Here is a 19,993-nt window from a genome sequence, read left to right as displayed (position 1 = left end):
TGAGGTATGATTCCCGCCAAAATAGTGACGAACCTCAATCGATGCACGGGTTGACCCGCCATCGGGCGGAATTCCTGAACTTCTGAGCATTGATGATGCGGCAGCGCGGTTGATTTCTGCTTATGCTAGCCTTTCGCACCAGGAAAACAAATGTTCCTCGCTCTGTTCGGGATCAGCGGACATCGCTCTATTGAGAACTGGTCGCCGCATGAGGCATAAGCCGCGCTGGTGCCATGCGCTACCCGACGAGGGCAAGGGCTATCGCATATTCACCTTCACCCCCGAAACCAGCCTGCCTGGATGGAAGCCAGGCCCGCGAACAGGCCGAAAGGCGGAACGCGCGCTCATCCGCAAGGTACTCGACAAGTACGATGCGCTGAGGTCCATCGTCCTGCGACTCGACCGCAACCGCGGACCGAATGCGCGGTCGCTTCTTGGCGAGCGAGCGTCAAGCCTGGAAGGCCACACCCAGATCGGCATCGAGCGTGCGTTGCGTGACATCTTCGACTGCCCAAAGGGCAACCTCGAGAAGACCATCATCGCTTGGCTGGAAGCAAAGGAGATTAGGCTAGCGGAACTCATTGCACGGTTCCGATCCGCGCTGGCCCTTTCGGCGTTGCGCTCGAAATCGGTTCGTCCGGACCTCGTAATCCTCGACGAGTTCCACCGATACGCAGATCTGATCCTTCCCCAGCGCGAAGCATCTGAGGACAGGCTAAAGCGCGAACGAGCGCGGGTGCACAAGCTCCTTGTTGATGCACTCCTGAAGGGCGATCAGCCCGCAGTCCTCCTGCTCTCGGCAACACCCTACCGACTCCGCCGGCTCAGCGGCGAAGAGGTGCATCCCGTCGAGCATTACCGGGCGCTGGTCGACCTGGCTGGATTTCTCGCCGACGATCCCAATTGCTGTGTGACGGTGGAGGCGGCGATGCGGGACTATCACGACGCACTCGCAACGCCTGGCTCCTCCGAGATCGTGCGAGAGGAAGTGCTCAAGGCGAAATCCCGACTGGAGACACTCCTGAGGCCGCTCATGGCGCGCACTGAGCGCGCTCTCGTTCACAAGAAAGATCTGTTCGAACGCGACAACCACCTCGTCGACATCGAGGCGCGAGACCTAATGCTCTTCAGGCACCTCGCCGAGAACTGCGGCAAGGAATTCGCCGGATGGGCGCCAGCGATGTGGAGTTCGATACCCTATCCCGCGCAGACGCTGCATGTGTACAAGGTTTGGGAGAAGCTGTCCGATGCCAAGGCGCCGCCCTTCGAGGCTGGGTCCGGCCGCGGGAGTTTGGCTCATCCGCAGTTGCGAGTGCTCTCGGGCATGGCGGGCGGATCAAAGAGTCTGGCGCTGCCATGGCAACCGCCGACGGTGCCATGGTGGCGCCTGGAGGGACCTTGGTCCTCGAAGCGGACCCTGCCAGGCAAGACACTCCTGTTCAGCAAGTGGCGCGGAGCGCCCACCTCGATATCTGCGCTGCTATCGATTGACCTCACGGGCGGGATCGGCGGCCATGGCAAGAAGGCGCCGTTTCTAAGACCCGGCGGCAGCGAAAGTGGAGCGCTGGTTGGCATCTTCATGCAGTGGCCAAACCTGTCGCTCGCGATCGACCCGAGAAAGGCGACCAAGAGTGGCATGCTGGCGATGCGGCGTGACGCGGTGGATCAGCTGGAGGACTATCTCACCAGAAAGGGAGTCCGCTTGGACGGGGATGAGAAGAGGCCGACTTGGATTGTCGCCTGCGGCATCGAGCGGCAGATCTCCGCACAAGCCTTCAACCGCGTCGTCTCGCTCGCGGCGAGCGCACGGACAGGCGGGAAGTCCAGGGATTGGAGAGCCATCCAGCGCATCGCAACGATCTCGCGAGCGGAACTTGCGACCCTCGCAGATCACATCGTATCGGCTCCGGGATCGATCATCGCCCGCTGCGTCAACCGGCACGGCATCCCGCAGAACTCGAAACGCGAATACGCACTCGTCTTCGACTTTGCCTGGAACCGACTCCGCGGGTATTTCGGGCATCGCACCTTCGCCGAATTGATGCTCGCTGCATCGACACGCACGCGCTATCCGGACGCGCTGTGCGAGGCCATGATGAAGGGCGGCTTCGAGGCCGTCCTCGACGAGCAGATCTGCCTCGTTGGGAAACTAGGTGATGCTCGAGGACTCGAGATCGTGGAGCAACTGTCCAATTGCATTCTGGACCGTCCCGGTCTCGTGCAGTTCAAGCGGGCGAGAGGAAAGTACCGAGTCCCCGTCCAGGCGGTCGCCCCCTTTGCTGGGGGCGAGCAGAGGCGGACGGGAAAGAAGAAGGGGGGAAGGCTACGCAGCGACATGCTTCGCCGCGCGTTCAACTCCCCATTTTGGCTCCATGTCTTGTGCACAACCTCGGTCGGCCAGGAGGGCCTCGACTTCCACCTCTGGTGCCGCCGGATCGTGCATTGGGACCTGCCGACTGACCCAGTTGACTTCGAGCAACGGGAGGGCCGGATCGCCCGGTTCGGGAGCCTCGCTGTCAGGCAGTCGCTCGCCGCCGCCCACAGCGATGCAGCATTAGCGCGCGCGGAGGAGGGCAGCCCGTTCGCCTGCCTTCTCGAAGTCGCCCGGGAGCAGCCCCCTGGTGGTACCGGGCTTGAACGCTGGTGGCTGCCGGACTCGGGCCGTCCGGAGAGTATCAGTTTCAATTGGCGTTTCAGCCTGAGATCGACCCGAAAGGAGCGGATGCTCAAGGACCTCCTCTACTACCGCCTCGCGCTCGGCCAGCCCGACCCCGACGCCTTCCTCGAGATGCTGCGACGGGTGGGAGCAGATGAGGAGGACGCCCATCGCCTGGCGATCGATCTATCCGCGATTTCGCGACCCGAACAACCAGAATAAGCGCCAGCCTCAGCACCGCGGCTTGACGATGAGCCGTCTTGGTCGCCTGCACTTCGATCCTCATTGCAGTGTCAGAAATGGAGGCGGGAGCGGAGCGACCGCTTCCTGATAGTTTCATTCTTTGCGGACGGTCGGCTTCCGGCCCGGTTGCGGCCATTTTTGCACTCCCAAACTGGCCTTGGGCGATGAATGGAAACGGTCAGGCGTTCCCGGTTTGTTTTCGAAAAGTCGCATAATTGGCAGTCTGGAACGTCTTGACGTTACGCGGACGTGCGAACTGGTGCTCCGATTGTGTCGGCGCAAGCGTTTGAAACCATTGGCACAGGTTTGCGTCATCAAATGGAGCGTGACAATTGCCGTAAGCCGCTCAACGCATCGGTAATGCTGGCCGATGCAGCCAGGCAGCCGCGCCCGTGATGACCATCAGGAAAAGAGCCGGCGCGGGGTTGCCCCCGATGACAAAGAGATGAGTCATGACGGCACGTACCATGGTGACGGCGAGCATCAGGCCGCCAAATGCGGCCGTCGCCGGCACCAACATGGCGACCGCCAGCAACTTCGAGGAGGCCTGTCACCACCCGAAATCATTGGCCAATGCCAATCTGGTTGAAGCCATCAACCATCATCTGTGCGTCCGCGAGTTGGCCCCGCCGGCGGCCAGGAACGCAGCGGCCGCAAGTAGGCGCAGGGTCCAGGAGATGATTTTGACTTTCTTGGCAGGAGTGGTGGTCGTCGTCAGGGAATTTGTATTCATTTTTCTATTCCTTACCTCGTTTCAGATGTGTCAGGCGGCCAATTTCTGAATTTCGGCAGCAGCGACCTCCATGGCCGCCTTGCGCGTGCTCCCCGGCTTCACCAAGCAGTATGGTGATGCCGTGCCCGTGGAAATGTGACGCGGTCGGACCTTTGAGAGCCAGCGATCGATGCGACCGTGGTACGCAGTCTCAAACGGAGCCTGACTGATCCTGCCTCTCTGTTTATCGATTATGTCTGGAGGTCGTTACTGGACGCCGTGGCCTTCCCGCGTTCAAAGGTTCTGCCTGCGCTGGTACGTTCAGGGAGCAACCGAAGAGGTGCACGAAATCCCTGGCAAGGTAAGCTTTATCGAAATAGCAGAGTTCGGCTGCGAGTCGGGAAAGCTGAAGCGTCCTTTCTCGCGCGAGCAATCGAGCGGCCTGCTGCCGATATCGGCGGATCACCACTTCGGTGAAACGCTGACATAATCATGAAGCAATCTCTGCAGCGCTCTGAGGCTCATGCCGGCGTCGCGGGCGAGTGCGGTGGCTTGGCGAGGCCCTCAGCGAGACGCGCCCTGGCCGCGTCGATACTACTCGTAGACAAGGCCCTTACGCTGCAACCGCCCGCGCATGTCATTGACATCCAGGCCGAGCTTGCCCGCGGCGTAGAGGGTGCGTTTTTCTTCCTCCATCGCCTCACGCTTGCGGCCGCCTTCGAGGATCTTCGCGGCTGTTTCGCGCGGTACGATGCAAACACCATCGTCATCGGCAACGACGACGTCGCCTGGCCTGATATGGGCGCCCGCGCACACGATCGGCACCTGGACATTGCCGAGCGTCTCCTTAACGGTGCCTTGCGCGCTGATCGCCTTCGACCAGACCGGAAATGCCATGGAACGCAAGGTCGCGACATCGCGCACGCCCGCGTCGATGACAAGGCCCCTGATCCCTTGCGCTTTGGCCGATGCCGCCAGCAGGTCGCCGAAATAGCCGTCCTCGCAGGGCGAGGTCGGGGTGACGACCAGTATGTCGCCAGGCCGTGCCTGCTCCAGCGCGACGTGGATCATCCAGTTGTCGCCGGGCGCGACCTCGCATGTCAGCGCGTTGCCGCCGATCCTGGCGCCCTCGTAGATTGGCCGCAGCCGTGCGGCGAGCAGGCCAGTACGTCCCTGCGCCTCGTGGACTGTGGCGACGCCGAGCTCGCCGAGGCCCTCGCAGATTTCGGCGGGCGTCCGCGCGGTGTTCATGACGACTCTGGCCACTGTGTTCTCCCTGCAAGGATGTGAAAGGGCAGGACGCCTGGCGCCACACCCGGTGCTCGTGGGTGGTTCTAGCGCCCTTGCGCCTTCAGCCGCGCATCCAGCCTCGGATAAACCTTGCGGGCGTTGCCTTCGAAGACCGCGTGGCGCCCAGCCCCATCGAGCGACAGCGCGTCAATGTAGCGCCGCGTATCATCGAAGCTGAATCCGGTTTCGGGGTCGAGGGCCTTCACCGCTCCGAGCAGCTCCGATCCAAACAGGATGTTGTCCGGACCGACGACACGGAACAGTGTGTCGATGCCCGCCTGATGATAGACGCAGGTGTCGAAGAAGACGTTGCGCATGAGGTGTTCGCCAAGCGACGGCCTCTCCAGCATCATCGCCAGGCCGCGATAGCGCCCCCAGTGATATGGAGCGGCGCCGCCGCCATGCGGGATGATCAGCTTCAGGTCCGGAAAAGCGCCGAAAAGATCTCCTTGGATCAACTGCATGAACACTGCGGTGTCGGCGTTGATGTAGTGCGCTCCGGTTGTGTGCAGACAAGCGCTGCATGAGCTGGAAACATGGATCATCGCCGGCACCTGCAACTCAACCATCTTTTCAAAGAGCGGATACCAGTAAGGATCGTGGATCGGCGGCGCCGACCAGAAGCCGCCGGATGGATCCGGATTGAGGTTGCAGCCGACAAAGCCGAGATCGACGCAGCGCTCGAGTTCGGCAAGAGCCGGCTTGAGGTCGCCGCTCAGCGACTGCGGCAACTGGCAGACGCCGGCGAAGTTGGCCGGGTACATGTCGACGATGCGTGCAATCAGGTCGTTGGAGATCCGTGACCAGTCGGCGTTGATGTCGGCGTCGCCGACATGGTGGCCCATGCCTGAGGCGCGCGGCGATAGGATGGTCAGATCTGAGCCGCGCTCGCGCTGTAGCCGCAACTGGTTCTGCTCGATCGTGGCCCTCAGAACCGAATCGTCGATTTCGGGATAGAGCGGCCAAGCTTCGCTCTTGCCTTCAGCAAACTCCACCTGCCGCTTGCGGAACGCATGGTGCTCCGGCGGCTCGGTGGTGTAGTGGCCGTGGCAGTCGATAATCATCGCTTTCCTCGCGCTCGACGTTGAGGCGTATGGGCGCGTCCCGAGGGGACGGCATGCGCCGACGTCGCCGTCGGCGCCCCCGGGATTACGGCTCCAGCACGTAGTTTGTGAAGCCGCCGTCGCCGGAGGCAACGCCATTGATCGCCTCGTTGATGCGCTCAAGCGGATAGGTCCGTGCCTCGAGAACCGAGAGATCGATCGTGCCGGTACGGACCATCTCGGCGATCTCCATGCCTTCTGCGGTGGTCAGCCAAGCGGAGCCGATCAGCTCCATCGAATTGTCCATCCACCATTTGGTGTTGAAGAGCATGTCGCTGCCGGTGCCGCCGATATTGACGATCCGGCCGCCACGCCGGACGCCCATCATCGCATCCTTCATCGCGTTGACATCGGCGACCGCGCCGAGGCAGTCGAGCATGAAGTTCGCGCCAAGGCCGCCGCTCTGCGAGCGGACCCAGTCTGCGACGCTGCCGTCCTGGTTAGAGAATGTCTGGATCCGGTCGGGGGCAAGCCGCTTCAGCCGCTCGAGCAGCGGCTTGCCGCGGGCCACGGCGTAGATCGTGGAGACGCCCATCGCGAGCGCGAAGATGGTCGCTCCAACACCCAACGTGCCCGTCGCGCCGTTGATGATGAGCGACTTGCCCGTCGGGATGCCGAACTTCTTGATCGCGGAATAGGACGTGCCGAGGTAGCCCATCCGGGCTGCCTGTGGGAAGGACATGTTGTCAGGGATCTTGACGATGGCGTTCTGGGGCGCGCGCATGAACTGCGCGAACCCGCCTTCCGGATAGCGCTTGTAGATTTCGAGGCTGTTCCTGTTGAAGCCGAAATAGCCGTTGAACGTGAAGTACTCGCACTTTGCCTGGTGGCCGCTGGCACAGGCATGGCATGCGCCGCACGAACGCAGCGGATTCACATAGACACGATCGCCGGGCTTGATTGCCACCACCTGGTCGCCGACCTCGGCGACGACGCCGGCCGGATCGAGGCCGAAGATCGCCGGCTTCACCGGCAAGGGCTGGTGTGGATACCACGTCTCCCAGTTGTTCAGCACATTGGCGAGGTTGGGGACCATCCCGCAGGCCTTTACCTCGACAACCACGTCTGTGCCGGACGCCACGGGCCGTGCGACCTCTTCCACACGCATTGGTTCGTTCACGGCATGCAGTCGCGCCGCCCGCATCATCATCGTCATTTCAATAACCTCCCGTCTCTTCACGGAGACGCCTCGTTGACATTCCTTTTAGACTGTGGATACCGTATAGTATCTGGATTGGATGATGCAAGAGCCGATTTTCAATTGCGCTCGCAATTGCAGGCCATCCGAGCGCGAGGCCAAGCCGGCAATCTGTCCGCCAGGCCATTATGGAGGGGATCGATGCCGGAAATAGCCCTTGTGCCGATCGACCTGCTGCGCATCCTCTGCGGTGTGTGGTTCCTGCCGCATCTGATCGGGAAGATAAGGAACTTCGAGAAGGCGACGCAGACCTTCGAGAAAGCCGGATTGAAGCCTGGCAAGCTCTTTATCGTCGTCACCGTCGTGCTGGAACTGCTCGCGACGATCGGACTGGTGTTCAACATCCATCCGCGTCTTGCCGCAGCTTGTGCGGTCGCCGTGTTGTTGGGGGCCACCTACGCGGTGGTGCGCATAAATGGGCTCCACTGGCGCTGGCAGCTGATGGGGCCCGAGTTCCCAATTTTCTGGGCGCTTGCCTGCGTTGTTTCGGCACTCTAACCTTCGGCCGATTCGGGATACCAGAAGTATCCAGATGCACGGCTTGGAAGGATCAAAGATGGCGCGACTGACGCGCGAGCAGAGCCAGGCTCTGACACGTGAGAAGCTTCTCATGTCGGCGAGCGAAGTCGTGGCGCGCGACGGATATTCCGGCGCGACCATCGAGCGTATCGCCGAGGAAGCCGGATATTCGAAGGGCGCCTTCTATTCGAACTTCGAAAACAAGGAAGAGATATTCCTGCAATTGCTGGAGCTTCACGCAGGTGGTGACGTGGTTGAACTCACCAAGCTGCTCGATGACATCAGTGATCCAAAGAAGATCATCGATGCCATGTGCGACTGGGCCAACCAGCGTGCGAAGGACAAGCGCTGGGGAACGCTGGCCATCGATCTGTTGCGGATCGCCCGCCGGGACAACACGCTCGAGGAGCGGCATCTGCGCTTGTTCAGGGATCAGTGGGTGGGGCTGGGCAAACTCTTGTCCGGGAAGCTTTTCGCCTATGGTGGATCCGACATCGAACCGCTCTATGTCGGCGGCGTCGTCCTCGAGTTGATCTATGGCGGCCTGTCGAGCTTCATGAAGGACGACTCGCCAGGTGAAATGGTCAGGGCCACTCTCACGTCGATGCATGAGGCCCACCTCTATCGGCATGCGAAGCGGCCGGCAGCCCGCGCTTAAGCCACCGCGTCGGCGCCTAACGTCATCGACGCTGCTGCATCCAGCATGACTTGCAACTGATCGACCAGCAACTCGGCCTCGCGAGCATCGCCTGCCAGGCCGAAGACCACGTGATCGGGCCGGACCAGGACGGCGCGCGCGCCTCTCAATCTGAGCCACTCCGCCAGCACGCGGTCCTCTTCCACGAGGAACGAGGGATAGGACCGCTCCTGCGCGATACGGTGAACGGCAATCCCAGCCTGCCGCGATTTGTCGAGAAGGCCGGGGGACAGGTCCATGTCGCCGGCAATCAGTAACTGGAAGCCGGGCGGCAGGGAATCATCGAGCCGCATGCGGCCGGAAGGCCCGACGATCCATGGCTGCGGACAGGGTTCGCCGACACCTGCTCCAGGTCGCCCTTCGAAGCTGGCGGCGATCAGCCCATGACGGATCGGCGGAAAGAGGTTCTGCCGGACCTGGACGCCCCGGCCGGCGCGCATGGCTTCCAGCATCTCGGTATCGCGAGCACTGGCTTTTGCCGGATCGAGCTCGCAGATGACCTTTCCGAGCCGCTTGGTGATTTCGATGACTTCGCGCACGAGCGGTTTGCGCTCGGCCTCGTAGCTGTCGAGCAGACGCTCCGATCCGCCGCCGATCACATGGATGAGCTTCCAGGCAAGATTGGCCGCGTCCTTTATTCCTTGCACCATTCCCTGCGCCAGAAACGGCGGTATCATGTGACAAGCATCGCCGGCCAGGAAAACACTGCCCACCCGCCACTGCTCGGCGACGAGCGCGTGGAAATTGTAGGTCGCCGAGCGCCAGAGCCTTGCCTGGTCCGGCCGCGACCAGGGGGAAAGCAGCTCCCAGATCCGCTCCGGCCAGTTGATCTCCGCCGGATCTTCGCCGGGCAGGATCATGAATTCCCAGCGTCGCAGCCGGCCCGGCCCGCAAACATAGGTGTGTGGGGCTCGCGGGATTACAGAATTGGACATTGGTCTCCGGCAACGATGCGTTCGGGTCCTCCAGCATCATGTCAATGACCAACCAGGGTTCGTCGAAGTCGAGGTCCTCCAGCGCAATGCCAAGCCCTCGCCGGATGAAGCTGTTGGCGCCGTCGCAAGCGACGACGTAGCGCGGGGTGCGCTGTGTCTGTTCGCCGCTTTTCTTGTCGCGAAGCGTCAGCACCGGCCTTTCGGGTCTGTCGAGCCCGACAAGTTCTGTTTCCGTGCGCAGCGTCAGGTTGGGGAACCGCGCGGCATTGGCGCGCAAGACCCGTTCAAGCTCAGGCTGAAGAAAGGTCAGATACGGCGGCCAAGCGAGCGGATAGGGTTCGGCGGGGGATTCGAACCGGCGCAACAACGTCCCATTGGCCGACCTATATTCAGAGGGACGGTAAGACCCTGTCGCCGTCGCAACGGCATCGGCCGCGCCGATGTTCTGGAAGATGCGCATCACCTCATGGTCCATGCCGATCGCGCGAGGCAGCGCATAAACGTCCTCGGCGGCGTCGAGGCCTTCAACCCGGACACCGCCGGCCGCGAGGAGATTGCACAGCGTGATACCGACCGGGCCGAGCCCGATCACGACGACGTCCGCTTCAACCTGTGTTTCCACCTGATCCTCTCGTCGCTACGGCCAGTCGTCGGCCTCACGGCATCAAATGAGGAAAGCCGGCACGGCGAGCCCCAGCCGCATGGCAGCCTCTTTGAGGTTCTTCGCCGTGCCGTTCGCCAGCGGGATGCCGTTGGCAAGGCGCTGGCGCTCGGTCTCGAAGCCGCGTTCGCCTGGCAGTCGCACGCCATCGGCGCCTGCTACAGGATCGAGCTTGTGAATAGCGGCCGCGAGATCCTCCACCGCCGAGAGGAAGGCAGCTGCATCGCCGAAGGCCGCTGGGTCGATGGCGAGCGCCAGGCCGTTGAAGCCGCCCTTCGCCTCGCCGCCCAGGAACGGCGCGATGACGGCGTTGCCCACCAGCACGCTCGACAGGATCTCGATCATCAGCGATAGCCCCGATCCCTTCGGTCCGGCCATCGGCAGGATGGCCGCCACCGCATGCGGATCGCTTGTCTCGGCGCCATTGGCATCGATCGCCCAACCGAGCGGGATCGGATTGCCGGCATCCTTGGCCGCCATGATCTTGCCCAGCGCTACGGCGGCCGTGGACATGTCGAGCACGATGGGATCAGCCCCGTCAGGTCGTGGTACGGCGATCGACAGCGGATTGGTCGAAAGCGCCTCGCCCTTGGCGCCGAAATAGCTCATCAACGGCCTCGAGGCGGTCATGACAATGCCGATCAGGCCGCGGCGCGCGAGATGGGCGGTGAAATAGCCGATCGCGCCCGCATGAGAGATGGCGCGGGCGCCGCACCAGCCGACCCCCAAGGCCTGCGCCAGCTCGCCCGCCTTTCCGGCCGCATGCTGCATGGCGACGGCGCCGGGCGCCTTGCCGTAGTCGAAGACGCAGGTCGCGCCGAATTCCCGCACCGCTTTCGGCTGCTGGCCGGGGCGCACGACGCCGGTCTCGATCATCTCGACATAGCGCGGCACTCTGAGAACGCCGTGCGAATCCGCGCCGCGCAGGTTGGCCCACACCAGCAAGTCTGCGGTCTGGGCTGCCTCGTGCGGCGTATAGCCGGCGGCTGCGAGCAGCGCGCTCGTGAAGTCGATGAGTTCGGCCTTCTGGGCAACGGGCATCTGGATGTCTCCTGGTCTGGCCGTTTGACCTCAGGCTGCGGGCGTTGCCGGGAAGAATTTGTCGAGCCAGCCCTTGATCATCATCTTGGTGCGCGGCGCGTCTTCCGGCGCCAGCGGGAAGTGGGCGGTGCCGCTGATCAGCATTAGCTCCGACGGCTGTCCCGCCTTCTCGAACAGGCGGATCGACTGCTCGGTCGGCGTGATGATGTCGTCGGCAGTGTGGAAGAACAGGGCCGGTCGGGGCGCGATGTTGGCCACGACATCCTCGGCCCGAAAATTCATCATGCTCCATGCCGTCTCTGTCGGGATTTCCATGATCGCCTTGGGCGACAGGTTCTTGCGCAGCTTCTCCGGGATCGGCACGGCATCGAAGCGTGAGATCCACAGGCTCTCGCCAGTCTGCCGCTTATGCTCGCGCCCCTTCTCCAGCAGGCCCGTGAAACGTTCCCAGGCCTCGGGCGTCGGGTGCTGGCCACGGAACTTGCGCTCGCCGTGTCCCCAGCCGCATGAGGAGATGACGCAAGCGACCCGTTCGTCGACGCCGGCGGTGTAGACCGAGACGGCGGCGCCGAAGCTATGGCCGGTGATGCCGATGCGTCTGGCATCGATCTCCGGTCGGCTGGTGAGGAAGGTGAGCGCATTCTTGGCGTCGGCGACCTGGTCGAAGCAGCGCACCTGCGCGCGTTCGCCCTCGCTCTCGCCGCAGCAGCGGAAGTCGAAGCGCAGCGCGGCGTAGCCGAACTTTTCCATCATCTCCGCCTGGATCTGGGCGTGGGATTCGTCCTTGGAGCCGACGAAGCCGTGGCAGACGATGAAGGCCGGCAGCTTCTCTCCGGGGCGGTGGGTGTCCGGGATATGGAGCACCGCCGACAGCTTCAGGCCGTCCGATTGGAATGTCAGTCTTTCCTGCATGGCGATCTCCTATGGGCAGCGACGCGCTCAAGCGGAAGCTGCTTCGACTTGGCCTTGGTCGTGCGATGCGCGGGCGCGGCGAGCGGCCGCGCCTCGCCAGTCAATCGATCCTGGCGAACGGAAAATGATGCTCTCGCCATTCCTGCGGAGCGGGCGATCCCCAGACATTCATCTGGCGTACATTTGCCGGACGCTCCAGATTGGTGATGATGTTGGGGACGAAATGCGCGTCGTCGGCGACCGTGTGCATGGCCCCGGAACATTCCACCATGGCGCCGCTGGCATCCAGATAGTAGGCGTAGGTATTGTCGCCGGGGCGGTGGCGGCCCGGCCCCCACATGACCTGGCGATCAAATCCGTCGAGAATGTCGCCGAGGCGGCAGTAGTCGCTGAAATGATTGAACTCGAACGAGTAATGGTGAAGCCCGACCTGACCTTTCACCAGACCGAGAATGTGGTGCTGGCGGTTGCCGCCATGCATCCAGCTGAGCGCCTCGTTCACCATCCGCTCGGTCAGTTGCATGCCGCAGATGTCCGTGAGTTGCCGCCTTGTGGCGACCGGGTCCGGCGTGATGAGATTGATATGATCGATCCGTCGCGGCTTGATGCCGTTAGTGGCGTAGCGCGGATTGTACATGTCGTCGCGCGCCGGGGTGTGGATCTCGAAGCGCAGCCCCTCGGGCGTCGCGAAGGTGACGCCGGCATCGCAGCAGGCAAGGCTGGGCCCGCGCGACAGGATCCGGCAGCCGGCGCCCTCGACGCGCGAAGCGGCCTCGGCGACCGCATCTGCGGTCATGGCCTCGAGCCCGATCGTATGGCAGGAATTCTCATCGGACTGGATAAGCACAAGCTCGGCCGTGCGGCCATTGGAACTCAGCCATGTCTCGGCTGGCGCCCGCCTGGTGACCCGCAGACCGAGAATCTCCGTCGAGTCATGAACCATCGGCCGGACCTCGCGGACATTCAGCTTGATGTGGCCGATCCCAAACACCAGGTGCATCAGCATTCTCCTCTCGCGGCCGCAACACGGCCCCTGGCCACTCTCTTAGATCAACAGGCGAGCTGGCGCAATGATTTTCGAAATTACAATATTATTGCGAAATATCGATGTGGCTGGAGGTTTCGGCCACGACTATGTTCCGCAGTGTTCCAATGCCCTGGATATCGATCTCGACCATGTCGCCCGGGAACAGGAACTCCGGCGGATTGCGGCTGGCGCCGAAGCCCGACGGCGTGCCAGTGACGATGACGTCGCCCGGATCGAGCGGAGCAAAGGTCGAGATGTAGGAGACGAGCCAGGGGACGTCGAAGATCATCTGGTCCATCGTGATCTGCTGCTTCACCACGCCATTGACCCGGCTCTCCAGCCTCAGTCGCGCCGGATCCGGGATCTCGCGCGTGCAGACCATCCAGGGACCGAATGCGCCGCTACGGTAGAAGTTCTTGCCCGGTGTGAACTGGCTCGAATGTTTCTGCCAGTCGCGGACGCTGCCTTCGTTGAAGCAGGCATAGCCTGCGACATGGGCCATCGCGTCGGCTGGGGTCACTCTGTGCGCGCGACGGCCGATGATCACCGCGAGCTCGCCCTCGAAATCAAGCTTGTCCGACACACCAGGCTTGAGGATGGCGCCGCGATCCCCGGTCTGCGCCTCGGCATGGCGCATGAACAGGAGCGGATATTGCGGCGCAGCCTTGCCCTCCTCGTGAAAATTGGTGGCGATGCAGAAGATCTTGCCCGGATTGGGAATTGGCGAAAGCAAGCTGACATCGGAGAGCAGAGTGGCCTTGAGGGCGCCTTCGGATGGGTTCAGATCGGGAAAACGGTCGCCGATATAGGTCCTGAGATCCGGCGGCGCGCCGGCAGCGGTATCGAGCCGCAGGATACTGTCACCGTCGACGATTCCATAGCCGGGGCCGGAGCTGTCAACGAAGGAAGCAAATTTCACCAGGACCTCCCTTACTCGAAACGCGTCTTCGACTAAAACGAATTTTCGAAAATAAGCAAGTCGTTGGGCGAGAGTCGTTTGGTGGCCGAAACGTGGATTTTTGCCCGAAGCGGCCAGACTGAAGCCTCTGTGCTCGTCATACGCTCTCAGCGACCACGATGAGTTTACGAAAAACGATTGATATTTCGAAAAAAATATGAGAGCTAGGTCTGTGCCTCGGGAGGAGGCCCGCCAGCGGCCGATCCATTCGGCCGTGCTGGCTTGAGTGAAAGGGAGATATTCACGTGACAGCAATTCCGGTGACGATGAAGGCCGCGCGCATGCATGAAGTGGGCGGGCAACTGAAGATCGAGGATGTGCCGGTTCCGCAGCTCGGTTCGATGGATGTGCTCGTGCGGGTTCGCTCCTGCGGCATCGTGCCGAACCTCGCCAACATTCTGGCAATGTGGCCGACCTGGTTCCCCCATATGCCGCAGCCGCCGCTGCCGGCTATCTTTGGGCTGGATCCGGCCGGAGAGATCGCAGCCGTCGGCAGCCAGGTCCACAATCTCAAGGCCGGAGATCGTGTCTACGTCAATCCGGGCCGCTCCTGCGGCACCTGCCGCCATTGTCGTCGCGGCGACACGATCGCGTGCCGCCATTATGCCTTCCAGGGCTATTTCGGTTTCAGCCACGAGGCGCTGCAGACCTTCGGGGACTATCCCGTCGGCGGCATCTCGCAATACGTGGCAGCACCCGCCTCGGCGATCGTGGCGCTCCCCGACAATATGGCCTTCGACCAGGCCGCGCGCCTGGGCTACATGGGCACCGGCTACTCGGCTCTGAAGAAGGCGCGGGTCGGGCCTGGCGACACGCTGCTGGTCAACGGCATTTCCGGGACGCTCGGCATCTCCATTGCTCTCTTCGGCCCGGTCTTCGGCGTGAAGAAAATCCTCGGCACCGGCCGCGACCGCAAGCTGCTCAAGGAAATCGAAGCCCTGGCGCCTGGCATCATCGAGACGCATTCGCTGGACGACGGCATGCCTGATGCATGGGCGCGCTCGAAGACGCCTGACGGCGAAGGCGTCGACGCCTTCATCGACTGCAATGGGCCCGGCACGCCCCACGAACCTTTCCTGGCGGGGCTCAAGGCGTTGCGCCGAGGCGGCGTCGCGGTCGATATCGGCGCGGTGATGGGCGCGGTGTCTGTCGATGTCCACACGCTCATGGATCGTAACCAGCGCCTCATCGGCTCGGCATGGCTGACCACCGCGGAAGGCCAGGAGATGGCCGACCTCGTCGGGAACGGCATGGTCAGCTTCGACCTTCTCGAAACGCAGGCCACGCCGATGGAGAAGGTCAACGAGGCCATCTCCGGCATTGCGCAGCGCCATGGCGGCTTCTCCAATTTTGTCATTCATCCGTAATTGCGTACCTTATAGTACTCTGATACCGGATGGTATCTACGATCTTTTTGGGAGGACTGCACATGAAGATCCGCCGTGTCGTCACCGGCAAGAACGCCGAAGGCAAATCCGTATTCATCAGCGACGGTGCCTCGCCGCGCGAGATGGCGCTCCAGCACACTCCAGGCTTCGTCTCCTCGCCCCAGTGGACAATCGACGCCACGCCGGATCTCACCAAGGTGGGTGGAGCCGACCCGATGGCCAGCGAAGGCACCATGCTCGCTTCGGTCGGTGGTTCCGTCTTCTGGATAATCACCTTCCCGCCGGACAGCGTGATGATGTCGGGCGACTGGAAGCCGGAACTGGCGGGCCCGGAGCACCTCAAGGCCGCGCCCGGCATCGCCGAGCGCTTCGAAATGGACAATCCCGGCATGCATCAGACGCCGACCGTCGACTACGTCACCGTCGTCAAGGGCCGGCTCGTGCTTGAACTCGACGACGGCAAGTCCGTCGAACTCAAGCAGGGGGACACCGTGGTGCAGCAAGGCGCGCGCCATGCCTGGCGCAATCCCTTCTCCGAGCCGGTGACGATTTCGGTCGTCATGCTCGGCGCAAGGACACAGTAGAGCGACAGCCGGCGCGGCGGGGCGTTTGGCCGGGAGCCTATCCGCCGGTCCTTGCCGCGACTTGCGCCGCATTGCCATGCCTGTTCGTCAGGCGGGCTGCCGCTTGTCCCTTCTCGGGCTGCGCGGATCGTCGTCGCTGAGATTCTTCTCGGCGACCTCGGCCAGGATCTGGCGGGCCCAGCGGTGCAGGCCCGAATGATGGGTGCGCTCCGTCCAGTACATGTCGATCTGGATGAAGACATCCATCGGGAAGGGCCGCAGCGCCAGCCGGTCCGACAGGCGGCTGGCGAGCCTGAACGGGATCGTCGCCACCAGTTTCGAACCCGGTATCAGCCGTTCCAGTATGTCGTGGCTGGAGACGGTGACATCGGGCTCCAGCTCGATCCCTTTTGCGCGCAGCGCGGCGAAATACAGCGCCTCCCAGCGCCCGTTATGGGTGACCGCGACATGTCGCGAGGCGCAGTAGCGCTCAAGCGTCAATACGCCCCGCGCCAGCTCGTGCGCCGGGTCCATGACGCAGGCATAGTGATCGGAAAACATCTTCCTGCGGTAGTAGATGTCGCCCAAGATCGAGACCGGTCCCAGCACGATGTCGCAGGTGTTCTCCTTCAGCTGCTGCTTGCCGTCGACGGCCGACTCGAAAATGTGGATCGCAGCGTTCGGTGCCTCCTTCTGGGCCCGACGCAGGAAGTCCGGAATGAGGAACATCCGCTCGTGGTGATTGCACGACACAGTCACCGTTCCTTCGGCGATGGCGGGATCAAACCCTGACGGCGAGGAGATAGACTCCATCCGTTCGAGGATGACGCGGGCCTGCTGGGCGAGCTGATCGCCCTTGTCGGTCGCCACGATCGCGTTGCCCTGGCGCACGAACAGTGGATCGTTGAAGGCCTTTCTGAGTCGCTTGATGGCATAGCTGACAGTGGATTGGTTGACACCCAGAAGCTCTGAGGCATCGGAGAAGGAGGCCCGGTTCTGGACGGCGACAAGTGCCTGCAGGGCGGCGAGGTCTATTCGGGAAAGATCGTCGGACAGCACGGCGGATCCTACATGCAAATTTTCGATGACCTACATCTAACCCATCGCATTGCTGAATACACCAGGATCTTCTTAATTCTTCTCTCGCAAGGGAGGAACCGATGGCCGAAGCCGTGAAAGTGGTCGACGACGTTACGTTCGATGACCTGCTTGCCAATCCATATCCAGTCTTCAAGCGCGTCCGTGATCTCGGGCCTGTGGTCAAGGTCGAGGCGGCCAACATCATGATGGTGACGCGCTTCGACGACATCATGGCCATTGAGCGCGATCCCGAGACATTCTCCTCGGTCAATCCTCAGTCGCTGCTGAACACGGTGATCGGGCCGAACCTGATGCGCAAGGACGGCGAGGACCACGCCCGCGAGAGAGCGGCGATCGATCCGAGCCTGCGCCCCGGTGTCGTCAAGCGGTGCTGGGCCGAGCCGATGCAGGCTATCTGCGCTGACGTCATCTCGCAGATCGAGCACAAGGGCGAGGCTGAACTGTTCGAGGACCTGGCGGCACCCATCGCAGCACGCGCGCTCTGCGACATACTGGGCATCGAAGGCGTCGACTGGCCGACCATGGTGTTGTGGTCCCAATCGCTGATCGACGGCTCCGGTAACTATTCGCACAACCCCGACATCGCCCGCAAGGCAAAGGAAGCGGCCAAGGGAGTGGAGAGCGCCGTCGACAGGATGCTCCCGCTTCATCGCGACGATCCCAATGCCTCCATGCTGTCTTCGATGCTTCAGGCCGGCCAGACGGTCGAGCAGATCTACGCCAACATCAAGGTCGCGATCGGCGGCGGCCTGAACGAACCGCGCGATTCGATCCTAACCTTGATTCTCGGCCTGCTGCAGAACCCCGACCAGCTGGCGCGCGTTCGTGCCGAGCCATCTCTTTGGGGGCAGGCGTTCGAGGAAGCGGTGCGCTGGATCTCGCCGATCGGCATGTATCCGCGTCGCCTGACCCGCGATGTCGAGATTTCGGGAACGCTGGTCCGCGAGGGCGAGCAGGTGGGCCTGTGCGTGGGTGCTGCCAACCATGATGACCGCCGTTTCAGCGATCCCGAAAGGTTCGATGTCTTTCGCGAGAAGAAGTCGCATCTGGCTTTCGGCGCCGGCTCGCATTTCTGCGCCGGCACATGGGTGTCGCGGGCGCTGGTCAGCCAGATCGCCGTGCCGATGGTGTTCGAGCGGCTGCGCAACCTGAGGCTCAAGGACCCCGAGCTCGTCCGCGTCAGAGGCTGGGTGTTTCGCGGCCCGACCCACATGCCCGTCGTTTGGGACGCTTGAAGGAGAGTTTTGATGCCGACGATCAGATTTCTCCTCGCTGGCGGCGAGGAACTTGCAGTCGAGGCCCGCAACGGCCGTTCGTTGATGGAAACCGCGCTTGAGCACAGCGTTCCCGGCATTGTTGCCGAATGCAACGGCTCGGCGGCCTGCGCCACATGTCATGTCGTGTTGCCCGACCAGATCATGTCGGCGCTCGGACCGATCAGCGAGCATGAAAACGACATGCTCGACTTTGCCGAGGCGCCGCGCGAAGCAGGCAGCCGGCTGAGCTGCCAGATCAAGATCAGCGACGTGCTCGACAACGTTGCCGTCCGCATTCCGTCCGCGTGATTGCAGGTCCCTCGACATGCATCGTGAGGCCGATCATCCCGCCAGTGCCAGCCCAGGCAGCGACAGCAGCGTCGTGATCGTCGGCGCCGGACAGGCCGGTCTTTCAACCGCCGAGAAATTGCGGGCAAACGGCTTTGCCGGATCGCTGGTCCTGATCGGTGACGAGCCGCATCCTCCCTACCAGCGTCCGCCGCTCTCCAAGGACTATCTCCTGGGTGAACTCGAGCGGGACCGGCTGAAACTGAAGCCTCAGGACTGGTACGCCAAAAACCAGATCACGCTCAGGCTCGGAACCGGGGTCGTTGCCATCGACCGGGCGCAGCGGAGCCTGCGTCTCGCCGACGGCGGCACGCTTGCCTACGATCGTCTCGTGCTGGCGACCGGGTCTAAGGCGCGCATACTGCCTGACGCCGTCTCGCGGGGGCTGGCAGGCATTTTCACGATCCGTAGCCTGGCCGACATCGATCGACTGCGTGAGGTCTTCGACAAGGGCGGGAGGCTGCTGGTCATCGGAGGCGGCTATATCGGCCTTGAGATCGCCGCCGTCGCGCGCGGAAAAGGCATGGCGGTGGATGTGGTTGAAGCCGCCGATCGGCTTCTTGCGCGGGTCGCCTCGGCGGAGACCGCCACTGCCGTCGAAGTGCTTCACCGTTCAAGGGGCGTGTCGTTTCATCTGGGTGCCGCGGTCGGCGAGCTCCTCGGCTCGGACCGAGTCACCGGGGCCAGGCTTGGAGACGGCACCGTCATTGCGGCCGACGTCGTGCTGGCGGGCATTGGCGGCATGCCGGAAACGGCACTTGCCGGCGGGGCCGGCCTCGCCATCGAAAACGGTGTCGTCGTCGATTCCCACGGCCGCACCGGCGACCCCTACATCTGGGCCGCCGGCGACTGCGCCAATTTCTCCTTGCCGGAAGGCGGGCTGCGCATGGAAAGCGTCGGCAACGCCATCGACAGCGCCGATCTTGTCGCCCGCAACATCATGGGTGCGCGCCAATCCTACAAGCCGAAGCCCTGGTTCTGGTCCGATCAGTTCGACCTCAAGCTGCAGATTGCGGGCCTGTCCAGGCCCGGCGATACGGTGGTGGTTCGGCGGGGGCAGGGAGCAGGCCGTTCGCACTGGTATTTCCGCGACAACCGGCTGGTGGCCGTCGACGGGCTTAATGCGCCGCGCGACTACCTCGTTGGAAAGCGCCTGCTCGCCGCCGCAGTCAGCCCCGACCCCGCTCAGGTGCTGGATCCGGGCGTGGCTTTGGAGACCCTTGCCAAAAGTCCCGCCTGAGGCGCCGCAGATCTGCATGCGTAGGGCGCAACGCGTCCAGCAAACCTTTGACATTGACATTCCGACAGGTATTTGCATACCATAAAGTATCTAAATGAAAAAGCAGAAGTCGCTCCGAGGTGAAGCGGGCAAGGATATGCCGGCC

General features: G+C 62.8%; 18 protein-coding genes and 1 pseudogene. 9 read left to right on the top strand and 10 right to left on the bottom strand.

The features are described from left to right. The first annotated feature begins 208 nt into the window (after positions 1-208). Both O7B34_RS21405 and O7B34_RS21400 read left to right on the top strand, forming a co-directional pair. A complete protein-coding gene (locus O7B34_RS21405; RefSeq protein ID WP_337147946.1) occupies positions 209-2,878 on the top strand; it encodes a C-terminal helicase domain-containing protein in 2,670 nt (889 codons plus the stop codon). Between the two features lie 473 nt (positions 2,879-3,351). Beyond that, positions 3,352-3,681, top strand: a complete 330-nt coding sequence (locus O7B34_RS21400; protein WP_337147945.1) for a hypothetical protein — start codon at positions 3,352-3,354, stop codon at positions 3,679-3,681. A gap of 524 nt (positions 3,682-4,205) precedes the next feature. On the opposite strand, the gene O7B34_RS21395 is transcribed toward O7B34_RS21400, so the two are convergent. The 3 genes from O7B34_RS21395 to O7B34_RS21385 all read right to left on the bottom strand — a co-directional run bounded on the left by O7B34_RS21395 (position 4,206) and on the right by O7B34_RS21385 (position 7,160). Further along, positions 4,206-4,877, bottom strand: a complete 672-nt coding sequence (locus O7B34_RS21395; protein ID WP_337147944.1) for a 4-carboxy-4-hydroxy-2-oxoadipate aldolase/oxaloacetate decarboxylase — start codon at positions 4,875-4,877, stop codon at positions 4,206-4,208. 68 nt (positions 4,878-4,945) lie between these two features. After that, positions 4,946-5,965, bottom strand: coding sequence for an amidohydrolase family protein (locus O7B34_RS21390; protein WP_337147943.1), 1,020 nt, complete (start codon positions 5,963-5,965; stop codon positions 4,946-4,948). An 85-nt stretch (positions 5,966-6,050) separates the two neighbouring features. Beyond that, positions 6,051-7,160, bottom strand: coding sequence for an alcohol dehydrogenase catalytic domain-containing protein (locus O7B34_RS21385; protein WP_337147941.1), 1,110 nt, complete (start codon positions 7,158-7,160; stop codon positions 6,051-6,053). A 183-nt stretch (positions 7,161-7,343) separates the two neighbouring features. Between O7B34_RS21385 and O7B34_RS21380 the strand changes: the two genes are divergently transcribed. After that, positions 7,344-7,700, top strand: coding sequence for a DoxX family protein (locus O7B34_RS21380; protein WP_337147939.1), 357 nt, complete (start codon positions 7,344-7,346; stop codon positions 7,698-7,700). Positions 7,701-7,758: 58 nt separating this feature from the next. Further along, on the top strand, positions 7,759-8,379 hold the full coding sequence (locus O7B34_RS21375; protein WP_337147938.1) for a TetR/AcrR family transcriptional regulator: 621 nt from the start codon (positions 7,759-7,761) through the stop codon (positions 8,377-8,379). Here the strand turns inward: O7B34_RS21375 and O7B34_RS21370 are convergent. The 6 genes and pseudogenes from O7B34_RS21370 to O7B34_RS21345 form a co-directional block, all read right to left on the bottom strand. Beyond that, positions 8,376-9,353, bottom strand: coding sequence for an FAD-dependent monooxygenase (locus O7B34_RS21370; protein WP_337147937.1), 978 nt, complete (start codon positions 9,351-9,353; stop codon positions 8,376-8,378). The two genes, O7B34_RS21375 and O7B34_RS21370, sit on opposite strands and share 4 nt — an antisense overlap. Positions 9,354-9,411: 58 nt before the next feature. Continuing rightward, positions 9,412-9,945, bottom strand: a pseudogene (locus tag O7B34_RS21365) (FAD-dependent monooxygenase); the annotation flags it as partial. Positions 9,946-10,017: 72 nt separating this feature from the next. Beyond that, positions 10,018-11,055, bottom strand: a complete 1,038-nt coding sequence (locus tag O7B34_RS21360; RefSeq protein WP_337147936.1) for an Ldh family oxidoreductase — start codon at positions 11,053-11,055, stop codon at positions 10,018-10,020. A gap of 30 nt (positions 11,056-11,085) precedes the next feature. Further along, positions 11,086-11,967 (bottom strand): alpha/beta hydrolase, encoded by an 882-nt coding sequence (locus O7B34_RS21355; protein ID WP_337147935.1) that lies wholly within the window; start codon positions 11,965-11,967, stop codon positions 11,086-11,088. A 100-nt stretch (positions 11,968-12,067) separates the two neighbouring features. Continuing rightward, positions 12,068-12,967: a VOC family protein gene (locus O7B34_RS21350; RefSeq protein ID WP_337147934.1), complete on the bottom strand. Its 900-nt coding sequence runs from the start codon at positions 12,965-12,967 to the stop codon at positions 12,068-12,070. 91 nt (positions 12,968-13,058) lie between these two features. Beyond that, on the bottom strand, positions 13,059-13,913 hold the full coding sequence (locus tag O7B34_RS21345) for a fumarylacetoacetate hydrolase family protein (protein WP_337147933.1): 855 nt from the start codon (positions 13,911-13,913) through the stop codon (positions 13,059-13,061). Between the two features lie 284 nt (positions 13,914-14,197). Between O7B34_RS21345 and O7B34_RS21340 the strand changes: the two genes are divergently transcribed. Further along, positions 14,198-15,319, top strand: coding sequence for an alcohol dehydrogenase catalytic domain-containing protein (locus O7B34_RS21340; RefSeq protein ID WP_337147932.1), 1,122 nt, complete (start codon positions 14,198-14,200; stop codon positions 15,317-15,319). Positions 15,320-15,381: 62 nt separating this feature from the next. Further along, on the top strand, positions 15,382-15,924 hold the full coding sequence (locus O7B34_RS21335; RefSeq protein ID WP_337147931.1) for a cupin domain-containing protein: 543 nt from the start codon (positions 15,382-15,384) through the stop codon (positions 15,922-15,924). 87 nt (positions 15,925-16,011) lie between these two features. On the opposite strand, the gene O7B34_RS21330 is transcribed toward O7B34_RS21335, so the two are convergent. Further along, a complete protein-coding gene (locus O7B34_RS21330) occupies positions 16,012-16,962 on the bottom strand; it encodes a LysR family transcriptional regulator (RefSeq protein WP_337147930.1) in 951 nt (316 codons plus the stop codon). A gap of 101 nt (positions 16,963-17,063) precedes the next feature. Here O7B34_RS21330 and O7B34_RS21325 point away from each other — a divergent pair, with 101 nt between their 5' ends. The 3 genes from O7B34_RS21325 to O7B34_RS21315 are packed head-to-tail and all read left to right on the top strand — an operon-like array spanning position 17,064 to position 19,848. Continuing rightward, positions 17,064-18,239 carry a cytochrome P450 gene (locus O7B34_RS21325; protein WP_337147929.1) on the top strand — a complete coding sequence of 392 codons (1,176 nt, stop codon included), beginning with the start codon at positions 17,064-17,066 and terminating at the stop codon, positions 18,237-18,239. Positions 18,240-18,251: 12 nt separating this feature from the next. After that, positions 18,252-18,569, top strand: a complete 318-nt coding sequence (locus O7B34_RS21320) for a 2Fe-2S iron-sulfur cluster-binding protein (protein ID WP_337147928.1) — start codon at positions 18,252-18,254, stop codon at positions 18,567-18,569. Between the two features lie 16 nt (positions 18,570-18,585). Continuing rightward, positions 18,586-19,848: an NAD(P)/FAD-dependent oxidoreductase gene (locus O7B34_RS21315; RefSeq protein WP_337147927.1), complete on the top strand. Its 1,263-nt coding sequence runs from the start codon at positions 18,586-18,588 to the stop codon at positions 19,846-19,848. The last annotated feature ends 145 nt before the right edge of the window (positions 19,849-19,993 follow it).

The sequence above is a fragment of the Mesorhizobium sp. Cs1299R1N3 genome (assembly GCF_037179625.1).
GTDB lineage: Bacteria > Pseudomonadota > Alphaproteobacteria > Rhizobiales > Rhizobiaceae > Mesorhizobium > Mesorhizobium salmacidum.
Note: the sequence above shows the minus strand (reverse complement) of the source record. Positions and strands in the feature narration are given on the sequence as shown.